The 25,084-nt window shown below is 56.7% G+C and carries 30 protein-coding genes; 18 read left to right on the top strand and 12 right to left on the bottom strand.

Translation table 11 applies throughout. The features are described 5' to 3' along the window. Positions 1–56: 56 nt before the first annotated feature. The 4 genes from CVU60_11715 to minC all read right to left on the bottom strand — a co-directional run bounded on the left by CVU60_11715 (position 57) and on the right by minC (position 2,596). A complete protein-coding gene (locus CVU60_11715) occupies positions 57–674 on the bottom strand; it encodes an N-acetyltransferase (GenBank protein ID PKN41395.1) in 618 nt (205 codons plus the stop codon). Positions 675–826: 152 nt separating this feature from the next. After that, positions 827–1,081 (bottom strand): cell division topological specificity factor MinE, encoded by a 255-nt coding sequence (locus CVU60_11720; protein ID PKN41396.1) that lies wholly within the window; start codon positions 1,079–1,081, stop codon positions 827–829. A gap of 1 nt (position 1,082) precedes the next feature. Further along, the gene (gene minD, locus CVU60_11725) at positions 1,083–1,889 is read right to left on the bottom strand and encodes a septum site-determining protein MinD (GenBank protein ID PKN41397.1); all 807 of its coding nucleotides are present in this window, start codon (positions 1,887–1,889) and stop codon (positions 1,083–1,085) included. Positions 1,890–1,906: 17 nt separating this feature from the next. Next, entirely contained in the window at positions 1,907–2,596 is a 690-nt protein-coding gene (gene minC / locus CVU60_11730; protein ID PKN41398.1) for a septum site-determining protein MinC, read from the bottom strand. A gap of 177 nt (positions 2,597–2,773) precedes the next feature. Between minC and CVU60_11735 the strand changes: the two genes are divergently transcribed. The 4 genes from CVU60_11735 (at position 2,774) to CVU60_11750 (ending at position 6,482) form a co-directional block, all read left to right on the top strand. After that, complete coding sequence (locus CVU60_11735) at positions 2,774–3,226, top strand: PaaI family thioesterase (GenBank protein PKN41426.1); 453 nt, start codon at positions 2,774–2,776, stop codon at positions 3,224–3,226. Positions 3,227–3,246: 20 nt separating this feature from the next. Further along, positions 3,247–3,885, top strand: coding sequence for an isochorismatase (locus CVU60_11740; GenBank protein ID PKN41399.1), 639 nt, complete (start codon positions 3,247–3,249; stop codon positions 3,883–3,885). Positions 3,886–3,919: 34 nt separating this feature from the next. Beyond that, complete coding sequence (locus CVU60_11745) at positions 3,920–5,335, top strand: hypothetical protein (GenBank protein PKN41400.1); 1,416 nt, start codon at positions 3,920–3,922, stop codon at positions 5,333–5,335. Positions 5,336–5,414: 79 nt separating this feature from the next. Further along, positions 5,415–6,482: an NADH-dependent flavin oxidoreductase gene (locus CVU60_11750; protein ID PKN41401.1), complete on the top strand. Its 1,068-nt coding sequence runs from the start codon at positions 5,415–5,417 to the stop codon at positions 6,480–6,482. Positions 6,483–6,563: 81 nt separating this feature from the next. Here CVU60_11750 and CVU60_11755 read toward each other — a convergent pair whose 3' ends face one another. The 3 genes from CVU60_11755 to CVU60_11765 are packed head-to-tail and all read right to left on the bottom strand — an operon-like array spanning position 6,564 to position 8,166. Further along, complete coding sequence (locus tag CVU60_11755; protein PKN41402.1) at positions 6,564–7,241, bottom strand: phosphoribosylanthranilate isomerase; 678 nt, start codon at positions 7,239–7,241, stop codon at positions 6,564–6,566. 18 nt (positions 7,242–7,259) lie between these two features. Beyond that, on the bottom strand, positions 7,260–7,526 hold the full coding sequence (locus CVU60_11760; GenBank protein PKN41403.1) for a hypothetical protein: 267 nt from the start codon (positions 7,524–7,526) through the stop codon (positions 7,260–7,262). 52 nt (positions 7,527–7,578) lie between these two features. Further along, the gene (locus CVU60_11765; protein PKN41404.1) at positions 7,579–8,166 is read right to left on the bottom strand and encodes a CDP-alcohol phosphatidyltransferase family protein; all 588 of its coding nucleotides are present in this window, start codon (positions 8,164–8,166) and stop codon (positions 7,579–7,581) included. A gap of 119 nt (positions 8,167–8,285) precedes the next feature. Here CVU60_11765 and CVU60_11770 point away from each other — a divergent pair, with 119 nt between their 5' ends. From CVU60_11770 to CVU60_11795, 6 genes are all read left to right on the top strand, one after another. Next, entirely contained in the window at positions 8,286–9,215 is a 930-nt protein-coding gene (locus CVU60_11770) for a cation transporter (protein ID PKN41405.1), read from the top strand. Then, positions 9,208–9,624, top strand: a complete 417-nt coding sequence (locus tag CVU60_11775; protein PKN41406.1) for a MarR family transcriptional regulator — start codon at positions 9,208–9,210, stop codon at positions 9,622–9,624. Before CVU60_11770 ends, CVU60_11775 begins: the two co-directional genes overlap by 8 nt. 135 nt (positions 9,625–9,759) lie before the next feature. Further along, positions 9,760–10,539, top strand: coding sequence for a 1-acyl-sn-glycerol-3-phosphate acyltransferase (locus tag CVU60_11780; GenBank protein PKN41407.1), 780 nt, complete (start codon positions 9,760–9,762; stop codon positions 10,537–10,539). Further along, positions 10,509–11,564, top strand: coding sequence for an L-asparaginase 1 (locus CVU60_11785; GenBank protein ID PKN41408.1), 1,056 nt, complete (start codon positions 10,509–10,511; stop codon positions 11,562–11,564). The genes CVU60_11780 and CVU60_11785 overlap by 31 nt, the downstream gene beginning before the upstream one ends. Beyond that, the gene (locus CVU60_11790) at positions 11,551–12,291 is read left to right on the top strand and encodes a pseudouridylate synthase (protein ID PKN41409.1); all 741 of its coding nucleotides are present in this window, start codon (positions 11,551–11,553) and stop codon (positions 12,289–12,291) included. Before CVU60_11785 ends, CVU60_11790 begins: the two co-directional genes overlap by 14 nt. Before the next feature lie 284 nt (positions 12,292–12,575). Beyond that, entirely contained in the window at positions 12,576–12,803 is a 228-nt protein-coding gene (locus tag CVU60_11795; GenBank protein PKN41410.1) for a rubredoxin, read from the top strand. A 115-nt stretch (positions 12,804–12,918) separates the two neighbouring features. Here the strand turns inward: CVU60_11795 and CVU60_11800 are convergent, their stop codons facing one another. Both CVU60_11800 and CVU60_11805 read right to left on the bottom strand, forming a co-directional pair. Further along, complete coding sequence (locus CVU60_11800; GenBank protein ID PKN41411.1) at positions 12,919–13,287, bottom strand: molecular chaperone Hsp20; 369 nt, start codon at positions 13,285–13,287, stop codon at positions 12,919–12,921. A gap of 24 nt (positions 13,288–13,311) precedes the next feature. Further along, entirely contained in the window at positions 13,312–13,725 is a 414-nt protein-coding gene (locus CVU60_11805; GenBank protein ID PKN41412.1) for a molecular chaperone Hsp20, read from the bottom strand. Between the two features lie 198 nt (positions 13,726–13,923). On the opposite strand from CVU60_11805, the gene CVU60_11810 reads away from it, so the two are divergent. Then, entirely contained in the window at positions 13,924–14,502 is a 579-nt protein-coding gene (locus CVU60_11810) for a rubrerythrin family protein (protein ID PKN41413.1), read from the top strand. 52 nt (positions 14,503–14,554) lie between these two features. Here CVU60_11810 and CVU60_11815 read toward each other — a convergent pair whose 3' ends face one another. Then, positions 14,555–15,046 (bottom strand): hypothetical protein, encoded by a 492-nt coding sequence (locus CVU60_11815; GenBank protein PKN41414.1) that lies wholly within the window; start codon positions 15,044–15,046, stop codon positions 14,555–14,557. A 75-nt stretch (positions 15,047–15,121) separates the two neighbouring features. Continuing rightward, the gene (locus CVU60_11820; protein ID PKN41415.1) at positions 15,122–16,351 is read right to left on the bottom strand and encodes an amino acid permease; all 1,230 of its coding nucleotides are present in this window, start codon (positions 16,349–16,351) and stop codon (positions 15,122–15,124) included. Positions 16,352–16,449: 98 nt separating this feature from the next. Here CVU60_11820 and CVU60_11825 point away from each other — a divergent pair, with 98 nt between their 5' ends. Further along, entirely contained in the window at positions 16,450–17,334 is an 885-nt protein-coding gene (locus CVU60_11825; protein PKN41416.1) for a LysR family transcriptional regulator, read from the top strand. On the opposite strand, the gene aspA is transcribed toward CVU60_11825, so the two are convergent. Then, a complete protein-coding gene (aspA, locus tag CVU60_11830) occupies positions 17,331–18,743 on the bottom strand; it encodes an aspartate ammonia-lyase (GenBank protein PKN41417.1) in 1,413 nt (470 codons plus the stop codon). The two genes, CVU60_11825 and aspA, sit on opposite strands and share 4 nt — an antisense overlap. A 71-nt stretch (positions 18,744–18,814) precedes the next feature. On the opposite strand from aspA, the gene CVU60_11835 reads away from it, so the two are divergent. The 6 genes from CVU60_11835 to CVU60_11860 all read left to right on the top strand — a co-directional run bounded on the left by CVU60_11835 (position 18,815) and on the right by CVU60_11860 (position 24,730). After that, positions 18,815–19,111, top strand: coding sequence for a hypothetical protein (locus CVU60_11835; GenBank protein ID PKN41418.1), 297 nt, complete (start codon positions 18,815–18,817; stop codon positions 19,109–19,111). Between the two features lie 59 nt (positions 19,112–19,170). Beyond that, positions 19,171–19,362 (top strand): hypothetical protein, encoded by a 192-nt coding sequence (locus CVU60_11840; protein PKN41419.1) that lies wholly within the window; start codon positions 19,171–19,173, stop codon positions 19,360–19,362. A 165-nt stretch (positions 19,363–19,527) separates the two neighbouring features. Beyond that, positions 19,528–20,106 carry an NAD(P)H dehydrogenase gene (locus CVU60_11845; protein PKN41420.1) on the top strand — a complete coding sequence of 193 codons (579 nt, stop codon included), beginning with the start codon at positions 19,528–19,530 and terminating at the stop codon, positions 20,104–20,106. Between the two features lie 21 nt (positions 20,107–20,127). After that, positions 20,128–20,982, top strand: a complete 855-nt coding sequence (locus tag CVU60_11850) for a hypothetical protein (GenBank protein PKN41421.1) — start codon at positions 20,128–20,130, stop codon at positions 20,980–20,982. A gap of 21 nt (positions 20,983–21,003) precedes the next feature. Further along, on the top strand, positions 21,004–21,765 hold the full coding sequence (locus CVU60_11855) for a 4,5-DOPA dioxygenase extradiol (GenBank protein PKN41427.1): 762 nt from the start codon (positions 21,004–21,006) through the stop codon (positions 21,763–21,765). 1,975 nt (positions 21,766–23,740) lie between these two features. Then, positions 23,741–24,730 (top strand): hypothetical protein, encoded by a 990-nt coding sequence (locus tag CVU60_11860; GenBank protein ID PKN41422.1) that lies wholly within the window; start codon positions 23,741–23,743, stop codon positions 24,728–24,730. Positions 24,731–25,084: the final 354 nt, after the last annotated feature.

Raw genomic sequence — 25,084 nt, forward strand, 5'->3', positions numbered from 1 at the left:
AATGGACTTACTCGGACTGACACGGCCGTCACGGACACTCCCAGGCGGTTTCCTGCTCAGGCTTCGGGAGCCAGGGCCGTGGTGCCGCAGAGGGGTTTTTCTTTTCCCTTCTTGATCTTCACAATGGGGCGTTTGGACTTTTTGAGCTCACCTTCGCCATGGCCGTTGCCGTGCTTGTCGAGGATGGCCCGGTAGCGCTCGGTGCGACTCAAATTCAGAGACAACACCACATGCGCTCGCTCGCTCTTGAATCCCTTCCGGCTGAAAAACTTGAGCGCCGCGGCATTGCTTGGGTCGGTGTCGGCGATGAGATAGCGCGCACCGGCCTCGACCATACGCTCCACCAGCTTATCGTAAAGCTTATGGGCCACGCCCGTGGAATGAAAGGCCCTGTCCACCCCCAGCCAGACGATATAGCCGTAGGTCCAGGACGCCTTGCTGATGAGCGTGCCGATGATGAATCCGGCCAGAGCGTCATCCACCTCGGCCACCAGACTGAACTCAGGGTCCGTATTGTAATGACCGACCACCTCCCACTCGTCCCAGGTGCGGTACAGAAAGGGGTAGAGATCACAGGTGAACAGGCGCTCGCCGAGATGATATACCGGCGCGAGATCGTCGAGTTCCATTTCTCGGATGCAGATGTCGGGCCTTGAGGTTCGTTCGGATGTCATGATGCAGGTGGGTTGGGGTGATTTGATGAGAAACGCTTAGAACGCCCGCCGTGCAGCTGTCAACGCGATGCGGAATGTCCGGTCGGGAGTCGCTGTTCCCCTAAAAAAGCCGGGGCGGCGTGACGCGGCCCCGGCACTGGACAAATGTCTGATCAGCGTTTGTTGTCCGGGAGGGTCACGTTGAATTCCAGGACTTCACAGTCGCCGTCCCGGTTCACGTCCACCCGGATGTCTTCAAGTTCCACATGAACATATTTCTGCACCACCTGCATGAGCTCCTGGCGCAGCCGGGGCAGGAACTCGTACCCCCCGTTTTGGGCCCGCTCATGGGCCACGATGATCTGCAGCCGGTTCTTGGCCACCTCTGCCGTGTTTTTCTTGGTGCGGAAATAACTGAAGATACCCATGTCAGCCTCCAAAAATCCGGGCGAAAAAACCCTTCTTGCGAGAAGTCAGAAAACGGTGCGGCAGATCCTCTCCCATCAAACGTGACACCGCATCCTCATAGGCCTGGCCCGCGTCGCTTCCGTCGTCGAGAATGACCGGCTCGCCGGAATTGGAGGCGGCCAGCACGGACTTGGACTCCGGGATCACCCCCAGCAGCGGGATGGCCAGAATCTCCTCAACGTCAGCCACGCTGAGCATCTCGCCCCGTTCGACCCGCTCGGGATCATAACGGGTAAGCAACAGATGCTCCCGTATATTCCCGCCATTCTTGGCCTTTCTGGTCTTGCTCTGCAGCAGGCCCAGCACCCGGTCGGAGTCACGCACCGAAGACACCTCCGGATTGGTCACGACCACTGCTTCGTCGGCGAAATGCATGGCCATGAGCGCCCCGTGTTCTATGCCCGCCGGCGAGTCGCAGATGACGAAGTCGAAACGGGCCGAGAGCTCGTCCAGCACCTTCTCCACGCCTTCCATGCGCAGGGCGTCCTTGTCCTTGGTCTGTGACGCGGGGAGTATGAAAAGATTTTCGACCCGCTTGTCGCGGATCATGGCCTGGTGCAACGTGGCATCGCCCTGGATGACGTTGACGAAATCGTAGACCACCCGGCGCTCGCAGCCCATTATCAGATCAAGGTTGCGCAGGCCCACGTCAAAATCAAGCACAGCGACCTGCATGCCTCGCCGGGCCAGGCCCGTGGCCAGGGAAGCGCTGGAAGTGGTCTTGCCGACCCCGCCCTTGCCCGAAGTAACAACGATAATTTTACCCACAGTCCCTCCTGGTCCTGTCAAAGAGATTCAATCAAAAGCTGGCGTCCGCTCAGACGGATCTGAGCCGAAACGCCATGCAGGTTTTCTGGCAAATCCTCGCTGACCCGGTACAGCCCGGCGACAGAGATCAGTTCTGCCCGCAGCTCCTTGCAAAAGATCCGCGCCCCCTCGAAACCCATGACCCCGGCCAGGGCCCGTCCGCGCAACGGCGCATAGATGTGGATATTGCCGTCGGCAATGACTTCGGCGCCCTGCCCCACGGGAGCGAGCACCACAAGATCTCGGCCCTTGGCATAGACCTGCTGTCCGGAACGAACGGGCTTGTCCACGACCATGGCCGCAGTATCGGCAAAGGGAGCGCTTGCCCCGCCAGTGGAAGCCCGCTCCAGGGCGGGCCTGCTCTCCGGAAAGACACCCAGATGCAGGTTGGGAGCCAGCCGCTCATGATACTCGTTACCACCCTGGATGCCCACGGGCATCATGCCCTGATCCCGCAGCAGGCGTACCAGACCGTTCAAATCAAGCCCGTTGCGCATCTCGCCCAGGGCGGAAAGGTCCACTATGACCGCCATGTTGCGGAAAAACTCGGGAGTCTGCCCCAGACGCGCTTCAACGTCGGTGCCCAACGCCGCCAAATCGACCGTCAGCGGTCTGAAAAGCGTGCAAGGTGCGACTTTACCCTTTATTTCAAAGGACGACACATCAATGTCCTTGTGGAGTTATGCGTTGAACTCGGGGAATGCCCCGAGGATGAACGGCGGCTTTACCTTGGCCTGAACCTGAACACAAGCCTGCCAAATCCCCATATTTGGAGCCGCCCCTTGACGAGCCCCCCGGTCTTGCCCATGAAAATGCATCACATCAAATCAAACCCGGGGTGCGACATGGATATTCGTCACGTCATCGAGCAGGAAATTCCCTACGACCGTTTTCTGGGCCTCCTGGTAGAGGAAATCCGCCCCGGCTACGCCCGTCTGCGTTTGCCCTATCGCCCTGAATTCATTGGCGACCCAAGACGACCGGCACTGCACGGCGGTCTCATCTCCATGCTCGTGGACACCTGCGGCGGCTCGGCTGTGTGGGCGGCCTGCTCGGTGCGCGACCGGGTGGCGACCATCGACATGCGCGTGGACTACCTGCGCCCGGCCGATCCGGCGGATCTCATCGCCATCGGCGAGGTCAAGCTGCTTGGCAACCGGGTCGGCAACGCCACCGTGCAGATTTTCTCCGCGAATAATCCGGACGTGGTCATTGCCGAAGGCCGGGCCGTGTATAATATTCGAAAGGCAGGGGCAAAGACACCGGACAACATGTGCATCCCGATCAGCAATCCATGAAATCCCGCGAGGAGGCAGTCATGAAAAACTCAAGACTTGTTTTCGTTTTGACAGCGCTTGTCTTCATATGCATAACGCCCGCCCGGGCGGAGACCATTGTTGAAGACTGGAACACGGTAACGCCTCCACCGCCCGTGGAACTCAAGGCAGTGACTGTCAACCCGGCGAATACGGCTTTTCTTGTACTCGATATTGAAGAACGGACCTGCAACACACAGGCACGGCCTCGCTGTGTGGAGTCCGCACCCCGCATCGGGGCCTTCCTGGCCAAGGCCAGGGCCGCAGGAATGCCTGTAGTGCACAGCCTGACCAGCAAAGGCACGCCTGAAACCATTCTTCCCGAGGCCAGGCCCCTGCCGGAAGAGCCCATAGTTCAGTCCTCTGTGGACAAGTTCTTCAAGACCGAATTGGAAGCGATCCTGGAAAATCTGGGTGTGGAGAACGTCATCATCGTCGGCACAACTGCCGAAGGCGCGGTCCTGCATACTGCCACTGGCGCTTCCATGCGCGGCTTGAACGTCATCGTACCAGTGGACGGAATGTCGGCAGGAACACTCTACGCCGAGCAATACACGGCCTGGCATCTGCTGAACGCGCCCGGCACGCGCGCCCGGACCAGCCTGACCAGGCTGGACATGATCGACATCACCTCCAAGTAATCGGCCGGGGAATTCCCCGGCCAGGAATGAACATATGCACCTCATGAACCCTGAACATATCCAGCTGCTCGACGCCCTGAGCCAGGGAGCTGTAATATTGCGGAACGGCAGGATTTCCCATGCCAACCTCTGCTTTGCCGCGATCTGCAACGCCGGCCGCGAGACTCTGCGTGACCGGCCCTTTTGCGACTTCGTCATTCCCAAACATCACGATCGGGTCGAGAAATACCTGAACGGGATTCCGAACGAACCGAGCTGTTCCCAGAAAGCGATGGAATTCACCCTGCTGGATGCAAACGGGGCCGAGTCGTTTGTGGAAATGCAGGCCAGGAAGATCAGCTATCAGGGCCAGCCGGCGCTGCTCTGCTCCCTGACCGACATCACCCAGAAGACAAAGACCAGCCAGAAGCTCAAACGTATCCTTGATTCCATTCCTGAAGTGATAATGGCCTTCGACCGCGAACATTCACGCATAGAGTCGGCCAACAGCGCAACGGAGGGGCTCTACGGACTTCCTGCCGACCAGTTTGTCGGGAACATCTTTCATCCCATCGATCTGGTTTTCCCTGAAGACAGCGCAAAGGTTCAAGCCTTCTATGCAGGTCTGATCGAAAAGGAGATCGACCGCATCGAATATCGCATCGTGCACGCCAACGGCGACATCCGCTGGGTCCGCGACGAGGGTGAAGTGATCTACAAGGAGCAGGGTCTGGGCAGGATTCAGCAAATCTATCATTTCATCAAGGACATCACTGACCGCAAGAACGACGAGGAAAAGCTGCGCGTCAACGAACAGAAATACCGGCGCATCTTCCAGTATTCCACCGACCCGATCTTCGTGGCCATGCCGGACGGCAGCTTCGTGGACATAAATCAGGCCGCCATCTCGCTTTTTGGATACGAAAGCCGCGAACACGCGCTGAAGGGCAACGTCGTGGACCATTTCACGGACGAAGCCGAGCGAAAGACCATCATGACCACGATTATCCAGGCTGGCAGCATAACCGACCACCCGACCAGGCTGAAAACGCTGTCGGGAGAAACCGTGGAGGTTGTCGTGACAGGAGGATGCAGGAAAAACCGCAACTCGGGCCTGCTGGAAAGCTACCAGATCATCCTGCATGACATGCGGGCCGTCATCGAACGCACGGAACTGGAGACCTATCGCCGCACCATGGGCGGCCTCTCGGACCGACTGAACAACATCGTGCAGGCCCAGGCCATGCAGTACGGACTGATGTCTGATTATATCGAGGCCTTAAAATCCATCGAGGATGGCCCGCGCAAGGATCAGCTCCTCGCGCGCCTGCTGGGCAAGGTGGGCGATTCCAAGCGTTCCCTGGAGGACCTGCGCGTGCTGGGCGAGAAAATCCGCAAGATCTACCATGCACCGGAGCCGCCGGTGCCTGTGCCGGACGGAACAGGCGGCATTCTTTTCGACCTGAAGTAAGCCTCTGCCGTCCTTGTCAAGACAGGCTGTCAACCGCCAAGCCACCGGCATGAATACCTTTAACGAACAGGAGTTGCCTATGACTGCCGATCTCTTCGCACCCTTCACTCTCGGCGCGTACACATTGAGGAACCGTCTTGGCGTGGCTCCCATGACCCGCATGTCCGCAGGCAAGGAAGCCATTCCGCGCCGGGATGTTCTGGATTTTCTGGTGCGCCGGGCCCAGAACGGCGCGGCACTGGTTTTCACCGAGGCCATCGTCACGGACTATGAGAGCGCCCAGGGCTATCCAGGCCAGGCCAGAATACTGACCCAGCCCCAGATCGAAGCCTGGAAACCCGTGACCGAGGCCATACGCGCACATGGGGCCGTCTCCATCATGCAGATGTTTCACTGCGGACGCATGGCCTGGCCGGAAATCAACCCCGCCGCCCGTTCCATCGCGCCCAGCCCCGTCACGCCCAGACAGGTCAATCCGCTCACCGGCGAGCCCTACCCCGTACCCGACGCCATGAGCCGTTTTGACATCGCGCATGTCGTAAACGGATTCGTTGAGACAGCCCGAGGAGCCGTTGCCGCCGGATTTGACGGGGTGGAGATCCATGGCGCCCACGGATACCTGATCAACCAGTTCCTCTCCAGCTATTCAAACCACCGCACTGACGAATACGGCGGCACAATGGCCAACCGTTTTCGCTTTGCCCGGGAGATCATCCGCGCCGTGCACGAAGTTCTGCCCAAGGACACGCTGCTCACATTTCGCGTCTCCAACTGGGGCATTGCGGACATGGAAGTGTCCCTGTTCAGGGACGCCCGTGAATGGGAAGAGCTCATCGACCTCATCGACTCCGAACCCATAGACTCCCTGTCTCTCTCGACCTACGACTTCAAGGCCAAAGCTTTTGGCACGGAGCAGACCATGTCCGGCCTGACACGCTCCCGGACCACCAAGCCGCTCATGATCTGCGGCAAGATCCACGACCGCGGGACAGCGCAGGAGGCGCTCACCGAGGCGGACATTGTCCTGTCCGGCAAGTCCATCCTGCTCAATCCGGACTTCGTGGAGGATGTCCGCCAGGGCAAGGAATTGCCCCTTTATTCATCCGAAGCGGCAAACGTCGCCTACACCACCGAACCCCTGCCCTGAATCCCCACGCAAACAGGCCCAGGCCCGGCGGGAGTCCCGCCGGGCCTGGGCCTTGATCTGACAACATTCGGCAGAATGCGGTCAGGAATCTGCCACTTCGGAAAATCCGGCGCGGGCTTCGCGCACGAAGGTCCGGACCAGTTCCGGGTCCTTGGAGCCGTCCCGCGCCTCAACGCCCGTGTGCACATCGACTGCGGCCGGACGCACGGCCCTTATGGCCTCACGCACATTGACCGGATTCAGGCCGCCGGCCAGAATGACCGGGCGCGGACTGTGACGGACCAGCGTTGCGCTCACGCCCCAGTCGTGGACCAGGCCCGTAGCTCCGCTGGCACCGGTTGAAGGATCGAAAGTATCGGTGATGAAGGCATCGCAAACAGGTGAGTAGACCTGAGCGAACCGCCCTGGCCCCATGGACTCACGACCCACGACATAGCTCTTGAAGATGCGCAGGGGCAGAAGTGCCTTGATCCGTGCCAGAACATCCGCGGAAACGTCGGCATGGAGTTGGACAGTGGTCACGTTCAAAAATCGGCAAAACTCCACCAGGCGGTCCGGGTCCACTTCATACGTGATGAGTACGCAACGGGACGCCCCAAGCTTTTCGATGATGGCCCGGGCCTCGTCCTCCGAGGTATCCGTCGCATGCACCGGCAGACGCAGGGGAAAGCCGAGCAGGTCCACACCGCACTCCAGCAGCATGCGCCCTTCGTCCAAATTGCCGATCCCCGCGACCTGCACCAAACCTTTCATGGTCATGCATCCCCCGGGCCTGCGTTATTTTTTCCTGGCTTCCTTGAGCAGGAAACGCGCGGTTTCCAGGTCGTAGATTTTCGTCGGGTCGGCCTTGACCCCGCGTTCCTCGAACATCTTGGCACCGCGACGGATGAGGTCCAGGTCCAGCCAGCCGTGCCGTTCCCATATCTCCGGATGATCGACATTGCTGAGCCGGAACTCGATATTGCCGTCCTGCTCCCGCACGAACATGCGTATGCGCTTGTTTTCGGGGTATGGGTAATAGAAGATTCCGTCTTTGTCCTGCACTGTTGCCTCCAAAATTGTTTGTTTCCGGGACTTTCAAAGCCCGGGACAATTGTCAATCCCTGAAAAACCCAAGCGCCGCCCGCAGGCGCTGGCCTGCCGTAAACAATACCACCAAGGCAAAGGCCATCGCCACTCCACGGACTCCTGACGGCCACACGGCCATGAGGGAAAAAAACAGGAATCCCTCGCTGCGTTCGGCCAATCCGGCCTGATAGTGAAAACTCTTGCTGGCTGACGTGGGCAGGGCCGCTGCCGCCGTCAGGAACACCGTAAGAGACAGGATGATGGCCGCGCAAAGCACCAGAAGTTCAAGCCGGGCCTCGGGAAATCGCAACCCGAAAGCCAGGATGACCAGCACCTCCACGACCCGGTCGCAGACAATGTCCAGCATGGCCCCGGCCCTGCTCGCAAGGCCGTTCTGCCGGGCCAGGGTTCCGTCCACCGCATCCAGAAGCCCCGAAAGCCACAGCAAGAGCAGAAACAGGACTGTCCAGCCCAAAGTCAAGACTCCGGCGGCCAATCCGCCCAGAAGCGCAGCCGCAAGGGTCACTGCCAGCGGGCCGATGCCCCTGCGGGCCAAAGCCTTTGCCAGTAGGTCAAAAATCGGCTGAAAAAGCCGTCTGGCATGCGTATCAAGCATGTAAAGCCCTCTGCCGGTGGTTTTGAAAAACCTGAAATTTAAGTTTGACTCTCAAATAATATTGCCATAATTGCTCGTGCATCAAACAACTTGACAAACAAACAACAACGAGCCCTCTCATGCACAACCATTCCTGTTCCTACGGCCATGACCATCACCACGACTCCGATCACGGCGAACGCGGGACCCGGTTCGTCTTCTGGCTGACCGTGGTCACAATGGCCGTGGAAATCTTTTCCGGCTGGATTTTTGGCTCCATGGCGCTCCTGGCCGACGGCTGGCACATGGCCAGCCATGCCGGGGCCATGGCCGTGGCCTGGTTCGCCTATGTCTGGGCCCGCAGAAACGCCGACAATCCCGACTTGGTCTTTGGCGCGGGCAAGGTCAACGCCCTGGCCGGATTCGCCTCGGCGGTTGGCCTCATTCTCGTGGCCCTTTACATGGCGGGAGAATCCTTCACGCGGTTGCTCTCACCCGTACCCATCTCCTTTGGACCGGCAACGCTGGTGGCGCTCCTGGGTTTGGCCATCAACCTGGTCAGCGCATGGTGGCTTCGCGACGAGAATCATGTCCACAGCCACGATCACAACCTCAAAGCCGCCTACATGCATGTTCTGGCCGACGCCCTGACCTCGATCCTGGCCATTTTCGCCCTCTTGGGCGGGAAATATTACGGCCTGAACTGGCTCGATCCGGTCATGGGCATTGTCGGGGCGTTGGTCATCGGGCGCTGGGCCATCGGCCTGTTGCGCGAAACCGCCCGGATACTCCTCGATCATCGCGCGGACAAGGATCTGCATGCGGACATCCTGCGCCGCATCGAGCAGGAAGGAAACATCCGGGTCCGCGACCTCTATGTCTGGAACGTGGGACCGCGCCGGCTGGCGGCCCAGATCACCGTCGAAGACGCGGCTCCGCGTCCGCCCGAATTCTACAAGAATCTCCTGGCCGAGGTTGAACATCTGGACCACATCACCGTGGAAGTCCACTCCTGCCCGTGTCCGGCGGAAAGCGGGAAGCAAGTCTGTGCGGAGGCCGACCATGCATGATCTTGAGCAAATCAGCGATCTTATCATCGAATTCTACGAAAAACTCTCTTCATGGGAGCAGGCCGTGGTCCGGGACACGCCCATCACCTTGCCGCAGATGCACACACTTGAAATCCTGGGGCAGCAGTCCCCGCTGCGCATGAAGGAGCTGGCGGCCAAGATGGGCGTGACCACCGGGACCCTGACCGTAGGCATCGACCGTCTGGAAAAGCAGGGACTGGTGACCCGCATCCCCCACGATACGGACCGCCGCTCGATCCTCGTGGCCCTGACCGAGACCGGACAGGAGCTCTACCTTGAGCACCATGCCCATCACCTGCACCTGACCCGTGAGATCCAGGCCGCCCTGACCCCGGAGGAAACGGAGCAGCTCGCATCCATCCTGAACAAACTGACCCAGGCCTTGTAAAATCCCGACCGCCGGGAGAGAGCCTTTGAAAAACATCTGGAAGCCGGGGACCTCTTGAGCTAATGTGCGCGGGCACGAAACACGAAGGGGGCAGGCGTGCGGCGGCCCCTAAAACCCCAGCCCGGTAGATTTTGCATGAACATCGAACCTCTCAGCGATCCGTATCATACCCCCGAAATTCAGATCGACCCGTTCTCACGGCTTTTTCCCAGTGCGGCCTTTTACGCGCGGATATTGTCCATCGTCTGCGAAGCTGCTTGGCGAACCAGGGGAGGCGGCTATTCCATGGAAAAATGGGCCGCGGACAGCCTGACCGTCATCCGCAGGGCCGAAGCCAGCGGCCTGCGCTTTCACATCGAAAACGCCTCCGCCGTAACGGATCTGCCCGGCCCCTGCGTGGTCGTGGCCAACCACATGTCCACCCTGGAGACCTTCTGCATGCCGGGCATTCTGGCCACCCACCGGCCCATCGCCTTTGTGATCAAACGCAGCCTGACGACCTATCCAATCTTCCAGCGGATAGTGAACGCCGTCGAGCCCGTCGCCGTCGATCGCGTCAATGCCAGGGACGACTTCAAGACCGTCATGGAGCAGGGACAGGAACGTCTCGCGCGCGGCATTTCCGTCATCGTCTTTCCCCAGACGACGCGCACCTTGAATCTTGACCGCAAGGCCTTCAATTCCATCGGCATCAAGCTGGCCAAGAAGGCGGGGGTGCCGGTCGTGCCCCTGGCCCTCAAGACCGATGCCTGGGGTCTTGGCAAGCTGAGCAAGGACTATGGCTGCATCCGGCCGGAGATACCGGCCCGCTTCTGCTTTGGCGACCCCATGACGATCCGGGGTGCGGGCAGGAACGAGCACGAGGAGATCATGGAATTCATACATTGGAAACTCACCGCCTGGAGTGCCACGTGAAGAAAAAGGTCTGCATCCTCTACACGGGGGGAACCATCGGCATGAAGCCGACTCCCCAGGGATACGCGCCGGAAGCGGGGTACCTGGCGCGAGTCATGGCGTCCATGCCCGATTTTTCGAGCCCGGAAATGCCCGCCTACGTCATTTGCGAGTACGCACCCCTGCTCGATTCTTCCAACATGGGCCCCAGGCACTGGCTGGCCATCGCCCGCGACATCGCCGAAAAATACCATGAATTTGACGGGTTCATCGTCATTCACGGCACGGACACCATGGCCTATACGGCTTCCGCCCTGCCGTTCATGCTTGAAGGCCTGGCCAAGCCCGTGGTCCTGACCGGATCCCAGATTCCGCTGTGCAAGGTCAGAAGCGACGGCCGCGACAACCTGGTCACGGCGCTCATGGTCATCGCCCTGGCCCCGGTGCCCGAGGTCTGCCTGTGCTTTGGCAACCGCCTTCTGCGCGGCTGCCGCTCGACCAAGGTCGACGCCGCCGGCTTCCAGGCCTTCGATTCCCCCAACTACCCTGACCTTGGACATATCGGCGTGACCATCCGCCCCCATCCCGAGCTGATTCTCCCGAAACGTCCCGTGAACGGACTGACCGTGCACCCGCTGTCCGATGCCAAGGTCGGAGCGCTCAGGCTTTTCCCGGGCATCTCGGCCGAACTTGTGGCCAATGTGCTGCGCTCGCCGTTGCAGGGTCTCGTGCTTGAGACCTACGGGCTGGGCAACGGCCCCTCCAACGACGCCGAGTTGATGGACGTTCTGGCCGAGGCCTGTGCGCGCGGCGTGGTCATCGTCAACTGTACGCAATGCCTGCGCGGCACCGTGGATCAGAGCGGCTACCAGGCCGGCTCGGCTCTTGCCCGCGCAGGCGTGGTCTCGGGTGCGGACATGACGGCCGAAGCGGCCCTGACCAAGATGATCTATCTCTTCAGCCTGGGCCTGACCCCGGAGGAAATCCGGGAGCGCATGCCCAGAAACCTGCGCGGCGAACTGACCGAAAACAATGCCAGGCGCTGAACTCGCCGAAATTCCAGTTCTTTATCGGGATGAGCATCTCGTCGCCGTGCACAAACCCGCAGGATTGCTGGTGCACCGCAACTCTCATGCCGGACGCGAACCCGTCCTGCTCCAGACGCTGCGCGACCAGCTCGGACAGCGTCTGTACCCGGTGCACCGTCTGGATCGCCCCACCTCGGGCGTCATGATCATGGCCTTCTCGTCACAGACCGCCCATCTCCTGGCCCTCCAGTTTGCGGGGCAGGAAGTGGGCAAGGCCTATCTTGCCGTGACGAGAGGCTTCACGCCTCTTCAAGGTCTCATCGACGATCCGATCAAATCCGATTCCGGCAACCTGCAAGAGGCCCAGACCGAATTCACGCGCCTAGCCACGGCGGAAATCCCGCACCCGATCGGCCCCAACCCAACCGCCCGCTACAGTCTGGTCCGGGTCTGCCCCAAAACCGGCCGCACCCACCAGATCCGCCGCCACTTCGCCCACATCCGTCACCCTCTCATCGGCGACGTACTGCGCGGCGACGGTCGCCAGAACCGCTTCTTCCGCGAACATTTCGGAGTGCACCGCCTCTTGCTGGCCAGCGTGGAACTCACCTTCCGCCACCCCCAAGACAACAATCCCATGACCCTGACCTGCCCCCCTGCCCAGGAACTCCTCGATCTTTTCAGCCAACTGGGCTGGAGCGCTGGCCATGACGTGTCCCAGACCAAGGCCAACACGGACCTCTGATATCAACAAACCACACGAGGCTTGGCGGTTCGGCCCGCAGGCAGGCTCTCGACTGCCTGACTGAGCTTTGGCATCGTTTGGTGAATCATTGCCCACCGTACGGAGCGCCAAGCTGTGTTCGAAGAAGCAATGATTCACCTCTACGAGGTCAGCGATGGAGTTTCGAGAGACTGCCTGCGGGCCGAACCGTCAAGCCGTCGCACAGAACCTCTCCCTCGAATTTGACGTCCACTCCTGCGGCCTTATCATACTTGTCTTATCAACAATCAAACCAGGAGCGGACAATGGCGGCCCCTGAAGAGATTTACCAGTGCCAGACAGTCAATTGCGGCTACATGTACAATCCGGACAAGGGTGACAGGAAGGGAAAGATCCCGGCAGGGGTGAAGTTTGAAGACCTGCCGGAAGAATGGCGCTGCCCCATATGCGGAGGCACGAAAAGATGCTTCCGTCCCCTGGTCGGCCCCGGTTCGACGAGGGATGCAGGGTGTGAACTGCCCACCAGGAATTGAGGCAATTCGGGCCATGAAAAAGCGCGCCCTGACTCAAGATGTCCGGACGCGCTTTTATCTGTTTCATGCGGCCTTAAAAACGCCCAAAGCACCAGGCGTTCGGCCCCAGTGAGTCTTATCCGGCCTGGATCTCAATGCGGCGAGGCTTGAAGCGGGCCGCCTTGGGCAAGTAGAGTTCAAGCAGACCCTTCTTCAGGCTGGCACGGATACCTTCCCGGTCCACACCATCTGAAATGGTGAAAGTGCGTACGTATTCTCCGTCCCCGAATTCCACATGCAGGGCCTTGGCGTTTTCCTCTCGCGGGTAGACCGCCTTTCCGCGGATCTCCAGTTCGTTATCCCGCAAGTCAATGGACAGACCTTCCTTGCCCACACCGGGCATGTCCACGAAGATGTGGAATCCGTCCTCACGCTCCAGCACGTCGGTGTTGGGGCGGAACCTGGGCAGGGTCGGGGCCGTCTTTTTTTCCATATCGTTAGTCATGGGTTCATCTCCTCCTGGCAACACTTACTGGGCATCGATGGCGATGGTCAGCGGATGGCTTTCCTTGGCCTTGGGCAGAACCACTCGAAGCACACCGTCTTTCATGGAAGCCTTGATCGCCTCCGCACGCACGGGAACATTGAGATTGATGATCCGCTGGAAACTTCCGGTCGGACGCTCCTGCCTGTAGTAATTACCGACCTCGTTCTTTTTTGTGCCCCGGATGACCAGGCTCTTTTCGTTCAAGGTCAGCTCAATATCGTCCGTATCCATTCCAGGGATTTCCGACGAGACGACTATTTCTTCCTCGCCCTCGCTGATGTTGACAGGCGGATAGGAAATGCGCCTCTGGCTCAATGTACTCGGCCGCCACAATTCTTCGAAAAAACTATCCATGTTGCGCGGTAAATCATAATATGTACTGAAATCGATAACCATACGGCATACCTCCAATCGTTACGATGGCAACTAAATAAACACGATCGCACCAGCGTCAAGACCAGAGCCAGTCCGACAAGGGAGGTCAAAGACCAATGAAAATTCTCTGATTGTAGATTATCAATAATTATTACTATTGAATCGACAGGCAATTTTTTACCTGCTAGACGCAGGACACATTTCAACCATGGAGGATTTATGTCGAAATCTCTGAAAGGCACTCAGACCGAGAAAAATATCCTGACTGCCTTTGCCGGCGAATCCCAGGCCCGCAACCGCTACACGTTCTTCGCCAAGCAGGCCCGCAAGGACGGGTATGTCCAGATCTCGGACATTTTCACCGAGACGGCGGACCAGGAGAAGGCTCACGCCAAATCCCTCTTCAAGCTCCTTGAAGGCGGCGAAACCGAGATCACCGCGACCTTCCCTGCCGGACGCATCGGGACGACCCTCGAAAACCTCCTGGATGCCGCAGAAGGTGAGAAGCACGAGTGGGGGCACATGTATCCCGATTTCGCCAAGGTCGCCAGGGAAGAGGGCTTCCCGGAGGTCGCCCAGGTCATGCAGGCCATCTCCGTGGCCGAAAAAGAACACGAGCGACGCTACCGTGCTCTGGCCAGAAACATCGAGGACGGACGGGTCTTTGCCAAGGACGAGAAAATCACCTGGCGCTGCCGCAACTGCGGTTACACGCATGAAGGCAAGAAGGCCGCCGAGCACTGTCCGGCCTGTGACCATCCACAGGCCCACTTCGAGGTGCTGGCCGAAAACTGGTAGTCGTCAGATCATGAAGGAGCCCCGCGGCTCCTTTATAATTTTCGAGGAAGAGCTAGCCGCGTTTGCCCGGCACAAAGGTGGAGCGCAGAAATCTGGGATGAAAAAAATACAGGGGGTTGGCGACGATGGCATCTGGCAGGATGTGGTACCAGCGGTAGCCCAACTCGCGGAAGACGCGGCGCGCCTGGGCCCGACAACCAGCCTGACGGGCTGCCAGCAGCGCGGCGTCACGCTGGCAGCGTGAGGAGGCAACAAGCTGAAAAACGCGGGGCCGGAAACCGTAACGGACCAGAAGCCTGCGCAGACGCTTGAACTCGCGGTAACGCGAAAAGGCGTCAGCTTGGCACAAGACCACACCCCAGGCAAAAAGGGCTGTCAGTACCAACCAGATCCAGGCGGTTTTGGACGCCTCGGCCTGGTTCAGGATGAACCAGGCTTCGCAGCCTGAAACCACGGCAAGAATGGAAACCTTGACCGTCGTCAGATGGGGGAAGGGCGCTGCCTGCAGATATTGCGGCAGCTCGCGCAAAAAGATCCGGAACATTGGCGCAAACTGGCCGTTTCCGCCTCGTTCGTCAAGGCCGGCAAATCGGCCAATCCTCCCGGCAGGATACGTGGTTCAGGGTGCGTCGAGCACCCTGTCTCCGCGAGGTGCGATCGTAGCGCGCCGGCCCAACCCCCAAGCGGTCATGGCACCCAAGACAAGCAGGATCGGCCAGGAGGACATGGCCAGCATCCCCCCCAAAACCATGGCCAGAATCGCGGACAGGACCCGCATGAGCCTGGAGGGGAGAATACGCGCCCCGGCCAACAGGGCCATGATGGCGTTGGCTAGAAAAAAGGCGTTGGCCACAGCCACCAGCTTTTCAACGCTGAGCACTCCGGCCAGGTTCAGCGCCAGAACGCCGAGATGGATCGTCGAGAGGACCGTGGCGGCGGCAGCTGGTGCACCCCCTCCATTTCGGCGACCCAGAAAAGCGGGCAGCGTTCCCTCGACGGCCAGGGCCGACACGAGCCGCGACACGGCACCGGTGAAGGCCAGTTCCGTGACAAGGCACAGCGCCACGGCCAGCACGGACAGGAGCACGACGCTACCCGTGCCGAATATCGGTTCAAGGATGTCTGTCATACTCCTGCCGCCCACGCTCTGCATGGCGGCAGCTACGATCAGCGTCACAGCGGCGATGACCGAAACGCTCATGGCCACGGACTGCGGGATGGTGCGCTCCGGATTTCGTATCTCTGCGGAATAGTTTCCGATAATTTCCCATCCCACTACGGTCCAAAACAGCAATAAAAGACCATAACCGAATCGTACCGGCTCCAAGGGTTCCGACGGCATAGGCACCGTCGGCACCGAAAGCAGACAGCCCACGCCGCCCACCAGCAGCAGCAGGGCCGCGCCGGAGGAAAGGACGAAGGCCGCGCTGCCAAGAGCACTGATACGGCGCAGAAGCAGCAGCCAGATGACTCCTACCAACCCCGATGCCACCAACCCGTCAGGCACATGGTCGCCGAGGCCAAGATAACTGGCCGCAGTCAGCGCCACGGCCACAGGCCCGACGCAGACCGCGCCCATAAGAAAAAACGATGTCAGAGTCTTGGCCCTTGTTCCGAAAGCACTGGCCACACATTGGCTTACACCGTTGTCGCCGGGAAAAATGATGCTGAGGCTCCCGAATACCGACGCAAATAGCGCTCCAACAAGGGTAATGACTACCCAAGCAGGCAGGGCCCAGTTCCCAAGCAGCCCGAAAACCAGGGGGGGGAGAATAATGATGCCTGATCCCAGGATGGGTCCGATGATGAAGCCAGTCAGTAGAACTGGACCGAGTTTTCGCGAGCGCATAGGTACTCCTTGTGTGCCCGTTGGACTACCGGGCGGAGTTTGACAAATCCAATAGTGATTTGCGAAGGCAGCATTCGATATTTTCGAACGGAGCAAGAATGGAATTTCACCAACTCACTGCCTTTCAAGCCGTGGCCCGCACCGGCAACCTTACGCGCGCGTCGGAAGGGCTGCACCTAAGCCAGTCCGCCCTCTCCACCCAGATCAGAAATCTGGAGGAGGAGCTGGGCGTGGGCCTCTTCACCCGCCAGGCCAAGGGCATGCGCCTGACCCGCGCCGGCGAGGCGCTGCTGCCCCACGCCGAAGAGGTGCTCGACAAAGCCAGGGAAATGGGACGCGCGGCCATCGGTCTGCGGGCAGAGGTCTGCGGCAACCTGAATATCGGCCTCAACACCGACCCGACCTTCCTGCGCCTGAACCGCGTCATCCGTACCGTCACCTCAGCCATGCCGCAGGTAACCCTGACCTTCTGCATCAGCCAGACCCTGACCACCGAAGCAATGCTCAAGCGTGGCGAGATGGACATGGGGTTCGCCTTCGGCTCCAGGCTCGGACCAGATATTGGCATGCGTCAGCTGGCGACCACCCCGGTCAGCATAGTCGTACCAAAGCATATGGCCGACGATCCGGCCACACTGGACTGGAAGCGCATCGCGGCCATGCCCTGGGTCTGGACCACCTGCCAGTGCCCCTTCCATCTCCTCTGCCAAGAACGCATGAATGAGGCAGGGGTGCGGCCCAACACAGTGACCGAGGCGGTTGACGAGAACATCGTCAAGGAGCTGGCTCTTGGCGGGATAGGCGTGACGCTCCTGCGCAGGAACGACGCGGAGGATGTGGCGAGGCAGGGGGCAGGGGTGATATGGGAGCCGGGCGAAATTCAGGTGCCCCTGAGCCTGGCTTGGCTCGCCAGACGCGACGATGACCGCCTCATCACAAATGCGGTCAGGCTCATCGGCGCAATCTGGCAGGAGGAAGCCTAACCCCTCTTGGAGCGCACCATGCGCGGGTGGGTCATCTTCATCGGATCCAAGGCGTCCTCGAGTTCGTCCTTGGACATAAGGCCCTTTTCCAGCACGAGGTCATACACCGCTTTCCCGCTGGTCGCGGCCTCCTTGGCGATTGAGGCCGCCTCATCGTAGCCAAGATAGGGCACCAGGACCGTCACGATCCCGGCCGAAGCGCGGACCAACTGAGCGCATCGCTCCCGATTGGCGGTGATCCCGACAATGCAGCGGTCCTTCAGGATCCGCATGGCCCGCAAAAGCATGTCCATGGTTTGGAACAGGTTGAAAGCAATTATGGGCTCGAAGACATTGAGTTCGAGTTGTCCATGTTCTGCGGCAATGGTCACGGTCAGGTCGTTGCCGATGGCCTGGAAGCAGACCTGGTTGACCATTTCCGGGATGACCGGATTGACCTTGCCGGGCATGATGGACGAACCCGGCTGACGAGGCGGCAGGTTGATCTCGCCGAGCCCTGCGTAAGGCCCGGAGGAAAGCAGGCGAAGATCGTTGCATATCTTTGAAAGTTTCACTGCCACCCGCTTGAAGACGCCCGACAGCTGCACAAATGCCCCCGTGTCCGACGTAGCCTCCACCAGATTGGGCGACTTCGTCAGGGGCAGACCCGTGATGTGGGCCAGCTTCTCGCATACGAAGGCCGCGTAGGCCGGAACGGTGTTGATGCCCGTACCGATGGCCGTCGCGCCCATGTTGATCTCCATGAGGAGCTTGCGGCACTCCTGAACGCGATCGATGTCCTCGCCCACGGTCACGGCCCAGGCCGTGAACTCCTGCCCAAGAGTCATGGGCACGGCGTCCTGCAGCTGGGTTCGGCCCATTTTGAGCACGTCAGCGAACTCCTCGCCCTTGCAGGTCAGGGCATCGACCAAATCCTTCATTGCGCTCACCAGCTCCCGGATCTTCCAAATGGCCGTGATCCGAAGAGACGTGGGGTATACGTCGTTGGTGGACTGGGACAGATTGACGTGGTTGTTGGGATGACAGAACCCGTATTCACCCTTGGCGCGTCCCATCAGCTCCAGCGCCCGGTTGGCGACAACCTCGTTCATGTTCATGTTGACCGAAGTTCCGGCCCCGCCCTGGATGACGTCGACCACAAAATGATCGTTCAGCTTCCCTTCGCGCACTTCCCGGCAGGCGCCCAGGATGGCATCAGCAATGTCCGCATCGAGCAGGCCGAGCTCCAGATTGGCCAGGGCCGCAGCCTGTTTGATGCACGCCAGAGCCTCAATGTGCAACGGATAGTGGGAGATGGGAATTCCCGTAACCTGAAAATTCTCCATGGCACGCACGGTCTGCACACCATAATAGGCATTCACCGGAACTTTGCGTTCTCCAAGAGAGTCTTTCTCGACTCGATGGTTCATAATATCCTCTTTACTCGTGATTCTATTGAGGCCTAGAAGACCTACGTACTCAATTAATCGGAGACAGCCCAATGAGAAAGCACTTTTTTTTTCTTGCCCTGCTTTTATTTCTCGCCAATCCGGTCCAGTCCGCAGACATGCGTTGCCAGGGCGACCTCATGACGCCCGGGACCATCATCACCAAGGTACGCCAAAAATGCGGCGATCCTCGGTGGGAAGACCGCATCGGTGAGGTCACAAGGACAAGCCGCAGCGGCGGAGAACGTCTGCTTTACATCACACAGCTGACCTATGAGGCAGGCGGAGGCTATTTCGTCCTGACATTTGAAGGCGGCGAACTCAAGGAAACGGAATTCTTTCAAAAATGAACGCAATAATGCAGGGGCACAACACAATGCAGATACAAATCGTCTACTGCGCCCTATGACTGGGCTATGAAAAACGCGCCGCAAGTCTTGCGGACAGATTGCGCGCCGATGCAGGAGCCACCGTATCCCTCACGCGCGGGAGCAGAGGCGACTTCGAAGTCCTGCTCGGCGACACGCTTATATATTCCAAACAGCAAACACGACGTATCCCAAACCCCGATCAGGTTCTGGACCTTTTGCGGCAAACCTGACCTGCAATTATTTTTGTGTCGAATACTCCTTGCTGGACAAATATCGCTTTCAAGATTTTCACCCTTGTCGTATGGTGCGCCATAATCCCGCATTCCTTTTCCGGGAATCCCGGGAAGGCAGTCCGGACCGATTTCACGTAATGCACGCACCAACAAGGGGATGCCATGAACCACCTGATCATTTTCTGCCACCCCAGTGCCACAAGCTTCAACCGCGCCATTGCCGATTCGGTGCAGGCTGTTTCCGAAGCGCTGGGGCACGATACATGTTGCCGGGATTTATACGGATTAGCATTCAATCCAGTGTTGTCCAAAATGGATGTGGACAACCCGGCGGCGATGGCCCCACCGGACGTCAGACAGGAACAGGAATTCATCGAATGGGCCGACTTGCTCACCTTTGTCTACCCGATATGGTGGACCGGAATGCCGGCCATGCTCAAAGGTTATGTCGACCGGGTCTTTTGCCAGGGGTTTGCCTATTGCCCGCAAGGGGACACCGTGAAAGGACTTTTGAACGGAAAAAAGGTCCTCATTTTCAACACGACAGGGCTGCCCAGCCCGTTCTACACGTCCCAGGGAATGCACGAAGCCATGTCTCTGACCACGGACACTGGCATCTTCGAGCTTTGCGGGATGGAAGTCCTGCACCATGCTTTCTTCGGCAGCCTGGAAGTGGTCAGCGATGAAGTACGCAAATCTTATCTTGGCGAAGCTGTTTCAATAACATCCAGATATTTATAGAAAAAAAACCGGAGACCGCCCATGGATTTTCTGTTCGAGCGCTTGACCTACATGTTCGACCCCCTGCACCATTTCTGGGAGCATGAGCGCATGCACCGACGTTTTGCACTGGGATTGATCGTCGTATTCCTGGGCGCGCTCGTCAGCATAGAACTGAACCGGCAGGGCCTGCTCCCTGCCTCCTTGGCCGCGCACACGCCCACCAACCATTTCCACGCGGTGAACCTGGCGTTCACATTGGTACTGATCCTTGAAGTCATCAGCCTCATCTTCACCCTGCCTTGCTCCTTTTCCAAATCCGTGGGCAAACAGTTCGAGATTCTGTCGCTCATTCTGCTGCGCGACGCCTTCAAGGAATTGTCCTACTTTGCAGAGCCCATCACCGTCGGCACGGAACTGACTCCCGTCTTCCACATTCTTGGCTATGGATTCGGCGCATTGGCCATTTTCGCCCTGCTTGGCGTCTATTATCGCATCCAGCCTGGAAAAAAACAGGACATGGGCCTGCCCCACGACCTGTTTCGGTTCGTGGCCGCGAAAAAAGGCATCGCCCTTTTGATCCTCATCACCTTCTTCGTTCTGGGTCTTGGCAACCTGTACAACAAGATCGCGGGCCTCCCCCACATCGATTTCTTTCCGGTCTTCTACAACCTGCTCATATTCACCGACATCCTTGTGGTGCTCATCTCTCAATGCTTCAGGCCCTCCTTCCATGCGGTCTTCCGCAACTCCGGCTACGCCCTGTCAACGCTGTTCATCCGCCTGGCCCTGGCCGCTCCGCCCATGTACGACGTGGCGCTCGGCATCGTCGCCGCCCTCTTCTCCATCGCCCTGACCCTGGCCTGGACCCGCGTCTTCACCAACATCAAAACATAGAAAGGTTCGAACATGTCACGCCTGAAAATGCCCCTCCTCTTCGTCGGTCACGGAAACCCCATGAACGCCATCGAGGACAACGAATTCAGCCGCACCTGGGCCCAGCTTGGCAGGACGCTGCCCCGGCCGCGCGGCATCGTCTGCATCTCAGCCCATTGGGAGACGGACGGGACGTGCGTGACGGCCGCCCAGCGACCCGAGACCCTCCACGACTTTTCGGGCTTCCCGGCCGAACTGAACCACGTGGAATACCCGGCCCCCGGCTCCCCGGCCCTGGCGCGGCGCGTCATGGACTCCACGCGCTACGCCCGCATCCGCCACGACCGCTCCTGGGGCCTGGACCACGGCGCCTGGTCCGTGCTGTGCCGCATGTACCCCCGGGCCGACGTCCCCGTGGTGCAGCTGAGCCTGGATGCCGGGGCCCCGCCGGATTTCCACTACGAGCTGGGCCGTGAGCTGGCCTCCCTGCGCCAGGACGGCGTGCTCCTCGTTGGCAGCGGAAACATGGTCCACAATCTGGGAACCATGGCCTGGCAGGATGAAGGGTTCGATTGGGCCGTGGAGTCCGACGCGGCCATGGCCCGGCTGATCGGGGAGGGGAACCACCAGGCGCTGGTCGATTACGGCGACCTGCCCCACGCGCGCCAGGCCATCCCCACGGAGGAGCATTATCTTCCACTTTTGTCCGTGCTCGGGGCCATGGACCCCGGCGAGCCCGTGACCTTCTTCAACGAACGGGTCACCTTGGGTTCCGTGTCCATGCGCGGTCTGGTCGCCGGCTGAAGATTTCGACCGTAAAGGCGCCTTGCCTGTGGCACGTTCCACCCGGGTTTCCGGACAACACACGACACGCCTTCCATCCGCGGCCTTCTCGTGGACGACGATCCGCCTGCCCCCCCTGGACGCACTGTCCTCTCTGCTGTCCGACCTCGGCGGCGTGGATATCGTCGGCACGACGCAGTCCGCGTCCCAGGCCCTGGAGCAGATCGCCGCCCTGTCACGCCGGAGGCCGTGGGTTCGAGTCCCATCGGCCCTGCCATTAGAGAACAAGGGTTCCAGTCGAAAGACTGGGACCCTTTTTTCTTTCTGTGGGTTCTGGTGTGGGTTTGCGCGTTGTGTCTGACGAATCGAGGAGAAGCCATCCGGTTGCGGGTGGCTTTTTTATTGGCATTATGTACGTGTTGTTTGGCAGTTCTAACGTGGATTATGTGTTACAAAAGAGGTAGTTGCCGTGAGCGCAACTTATATTATAGCGACGGTACGGAAAAAATTGTGACTACGATTGCTGGTCAATGAAAGTCGCTTTTTTCAAGGGAAGATCTAGTGTCATTGCCTTTATATGATGGTTCAATTTTAAGATTTGGCCCAGATTCCGATTTGAAGGAGAATATGTCTATTCGATGGGCATTAAGAAAAGTCAAAACGAGACTTGACCCCATGTCTTTTCTTGATGCCAACGTCCATGCATCCTCCGTATTTGTGAACATGTCCGAACTGTGAATCCAGAATTTTCTACCCTTTATTCCCGGTGGCGATAATTGTAAATTTGATATGAATACCCAACTCTCCTGCGTAACGGCGTCGAAAGCCGATTTTTAAGATTCTATCTATTGCAATATTTCAATCGAAAGTAATCAACGCCGATCAAATCCATTGCCTCATCTCAAATTTCCATCAAATTCTATGCTTTTATTCCAAGATTACTGAGCATGGATCAATGGAATGCTGCGCCGAAAAAAAACATTTTTTTCAAAACAAAGCCTCCACAGCCCACGTCTAATAATTTTTGAAGCACTTAACTATGCTGCGCAAAAACACATCTGCCACACAATCTGCGACAATTTTTTAGCTATATTAAAATCAATAAATGCACCTTCAATCAAAAAAAACGAAACAAATACTAGATAACATACATATAGTTAATAATAATTATAGGTATAATTAACTATATTATAGAAAAAAACTGAGAAAAATTATTTATTTAATTTATATGAATAATAAACAAAATAATTATTTATAAAAAACATGCACAATTGTATTAATGAAAAAAATTTATTGTATTATAATATTGCGAGATACGGCATGAAAAATAGTTACGAAAACAAAATCACTGAAATAAAATTAAATATTAAAATATGTAATGTTTTTTATCAAATATTTTACACCTTCGCCTACCTGTATTCATTTACAATTTATATATACATAATAAATTTAATATATATAAAAAATAAAATAGAATTAACATTAACAGTTCACTTAATTCCAGCTTTTTGCATAATAACAATATTGTTAATACTATTTGGATCGCATAGAAAATATATTTTCTATGCTGTTTATTTCATTTGTATTTTATTTGGCACAATACATACAGGACACGTCATATTATACGGAAATGAATTTAACACCGAAAGCGCAACTGCATTTTTAGCAACAAACTTAGACGAATCCATAGAATACATTAAATCATTTTTAAACTATGAAGTCATATCAATACTATCAATATATATTTTTATTTATTATATAATTACAAGAAAATTAATTATAAAATCAGACAACTATATATTGAATAGAAAAGACAAAATAATTTCAATGATTATTATATCCTTACTATATATTCCATTTTCTGCATTACGCGATTTTAGAACACCATTTGACCCTTACTTTCCCACAAAAATTATAAAAAAGTTTCTCACTGCTGAAAAAGAATTACGAATTGCGAATACATTAAAAAAAATGTTATAATTATCCAGCAGAATCCATGTATTCAGACAACCTAACTATTGTTCTAATCATAGGAGAATCAGCAACTAGAAAAAATATGCATTTGTACGGATATCCGCGACAAACAACTCCAGACATGGAACATATACAAAATCTATATGTTTTTAATGATGTGATTTCATCAGCTCCGACTACGCAAAAGTCAATTGGAATGATGCTAACTATGGCAGACTTGAACAATACAGAATACACAACTACGATTTTTGATATTTTTAAGGCCGCAGATTTTAAAACATTCTGGATCAGCGCTCAATTTTCCAAACAATCGCCAGGGTCTGGCATAGTACCGATACTGGCTCAGCGTGCAGATTCGTTATGGTCACTCAAACAAAATCTTACGCCTGCCCACCACTACGATGAATATATCATTCCACATGTACTCGATGTCATAGACGATCCTGCACCAAAAAAATTGATAGTGATCAACCTTCTCGGAAGTCACACATCATACAAGGAACGCATCCCCATCCATAGAACTAATTTTAGGTTCACAGAGACTCCCCCTGAAACTTCGTCATTCAAGAATTATCTCGGGCATGATCAGGTTTCTCAGATCATAAACGACTATGACTCATCAATGCTATACACTGATTTTGTTGTTAGCAGTATATTTGCACTACTTGAAGAACGTAGCTACGAATCATGGGCGATTTTATACCTTTCTGATCATGGAGAGGAAGTTTTTGACACTGAACAGCGGTTCGGCCACGCAGGATCTTCAACAAGCCGAAACGTTTACGAAATACCATTTGTCTTGAAAATATCGCAGAATTATGAACAATGGATGCGTGATACTAGAATTATTGAATTGAATACTAAGCGTCCCTACCAGACAGACAATCTCATCCATACTATCCTGAATCTCGCAGCGATAAAAACGCCCCTGTATGATCGGACAAAAAGCATTGTGAATCCTGACTTCAAAATTCTGCCACGCTGGATCAAAGGATCGCCGTATACGAAATAAGCGCCAGTGAATGGGATGATTCCGGTGTCGAACCAAAGCAAGAGATTTGACTGAAGAATGGAGCAGACATTACAAATCCATCTGCCCATACTCAAGCCTGAACAACATGATGCTCGAAAACTTCTGACGACAGCATGGAAAAAACCTGAACCATGGGGAAACCCTCAAGAATTGAGTGGTCCGAAGTTTTCCGGCAGGTCACCCTCAAGAATTGAGAGGTCTGAAGTTTCCCAGCAGGTCATCAGCAGGTCACTCTAGAAGTGGCTCAGTTTATTTGAACAGATTCGCCTGATTTTTAGGTGGAATCTCCGCCATTCTTACATCGCCATTTTTACCAGGGGCATCTGTTCGGCA

It is taken from the genome of Deltaproteobacteria bacterium HGW-Deltaproteobacteria-18 (assembly GCA_002841885.1).
Lineage (GTDB): Bacteria > Desulfobacterota > Desulfovibrionia > Desulfovibrionales > Desulfomicrobiaceae > Desulfomicrobium.

Excerpts from the sequence above, each read along its gene's own strand:
- CVU60_11805 (PKN41412.1), bottom strand. The coding sequence starts at position 13,725 with ATGGTTATCGATTTCAGTACATATTATGATTTACCGCGCAACATGGAT.
- CVU60_11800 (PKN41411.1), bottom strand. The coding sequence starts at position 13,287 with ATGACTAACGATATGGAAAAAAAGACGGCCCCGACCCTGCCCAGGTTC.
- CVU60_11775 (PKN41406.1), top strand. The coding sequence starts at position 9,208 with ATGCATGATCTTGAGCAAATCAGCGATCTTATCATCGAATTCTACGAA.
- CVU60_11860 (PKN41422.1), top strand. The coding sequence starts at position 23,741 with ATGTATTCAGACAACCTAACTATTGTTCTAATCATAGGAGAATCAGCA.
- CVU60_11745 (PKN41400.1), top strand. The coding sequence starts at position 3,920 with ATGCACCTCATGAACCCTGAACATATCCAGCTGCTCGACGCCCTGAGC.
- CVU60_11825 (PKN41416.1), top strand. The coding sequence starts at position 16,450 with ATGGAATTTCACCAACTCACTGCCTTTCAAGCCGTGGCCCGCACCGGC.
- CVU60_11850 (PKN41421.1), top strand. The coding sequence starts at position 20,128 with ATGGATTTTCTGTTCGAGCGCTTGACCTACATGTTCGACCCCCTGCAC.
- CVU60_11740 (PKN41399.1), top strand. The coding sequence starts at position 3,247 with ATGAAAAACTCAAGACTTGTTTTCGTTTTGACAGCGCTTGTCTTCATA.
- CVU60_11810 (PKN41413.1), top strand. The coding sequence starts at position 13,924 with ATGTCGAAATCTCTGAAAGGCACTCAGACCGAGAAAAATATCCTGACT.
- aspA (PKN41417.1), bottom strand. The coding sequence starts at position 18,743 with ATGAACCATCGAGTCGAGAAAGACTCTCTTGGAGAACGCAAAGTTCCG.
- CVU60_11835 (PKN41418.1), top strand. The coding sequence starts at position 18,815 with ATGAGAAAGCACTTTTTTTTTCTTGCCCTGCTTTTATTTCTCGCCAAT.
- CVU60_11755 (PKN41402.1), bottom strand. The coding sequence starts at position 7,241 with ATGACCATGAAAGGTTTGGTGCAGGTCGCGGGGATCGGCAATTTGGAC.
- CVU60_11790 (PKN41409.1), top strand. The coding sequence starts at position 11,551 with ATGCCAGGCGCTGAACTCGCCGAAATTCCAGTTCTTTATCGGGATGAG.
- CVU60_11815 (PKN41414.1), bottom strand. The coding sequence starts at position 15,046 with ATGTTCCGGATCTTTTTGCGCGAGCTGCCGCAATATCTGCAGGCAGCG.
- CVU60_11715 (PKN41395.1), bottom strand. The coding sequence starts at position 674 with ATGACATCCGAACGAACCTCAAGGCCCGACATCTGCATCCGAGAAATG.
- CVU60_11795 (PKN41410.1), top strand. The coding sequence starts at position 12,576 with ATGGCGGCCCCTGAAGAGATTTACCAGTGCCAGACAGTCAATTGCGGC.
- CVU60_11845 (PKN41420.1), top strand. The coding sequence starts at position 19,528 with ATGAACCACCTGATCATTTTCTGCCACCCCAGTGCCACAAGCTTCAAC.
- CVU60_11770 (PKN41405.1), top strand. The coding sequence starts at position 8,286 with ATGCACAACCATTCCTGTTCCTACGGCCATGACCATCACCACGACTCC.
- CVU60_11735 (PKN41426.1), top strand. The coding sequence starts at position 2,774 with ATGGATATTCGTCACGTCATCGAGCAGGAAATTCCCTACGACCGTTTT.
- CVU60_11750 (PKN41401.1), top strand. The coding sequence starts at position 5,415 with ATGACTGCCGATCTCTTCGCACCCTTCACTCTCGGCGCGTACACATTG.
- CVU60_11820 (PKN41415.1), bottom strand. The coding sequence starts at position 16,351 with ATGCGCTCGCGAAAACTCGGTCCAGTTCTACTGACTGGCTTCATCATC.
- CVU60_11765 (PKN41404.1), bottom strand. The coding sequence starts at position 8,166 with ATGCTTGATACGCATGCCAGACGGCTTTTTCAGCCGATTTTTGACCTA.
- CVU60_11780 (PKN41407.1), top strand. The coding sequence starts at position 9,760 with ATGAACATCGAACCTCTCAGCGATCCGTATCATACCCCCGAAATTCAG.
- CVU60_11720 (PKN41396.1), bottom strand. The coding sequence starts at position 1,081 with ATGGGTATCTTCAGTTATTTCCGCACCAAGAAAAACACGGCAGAGGTG.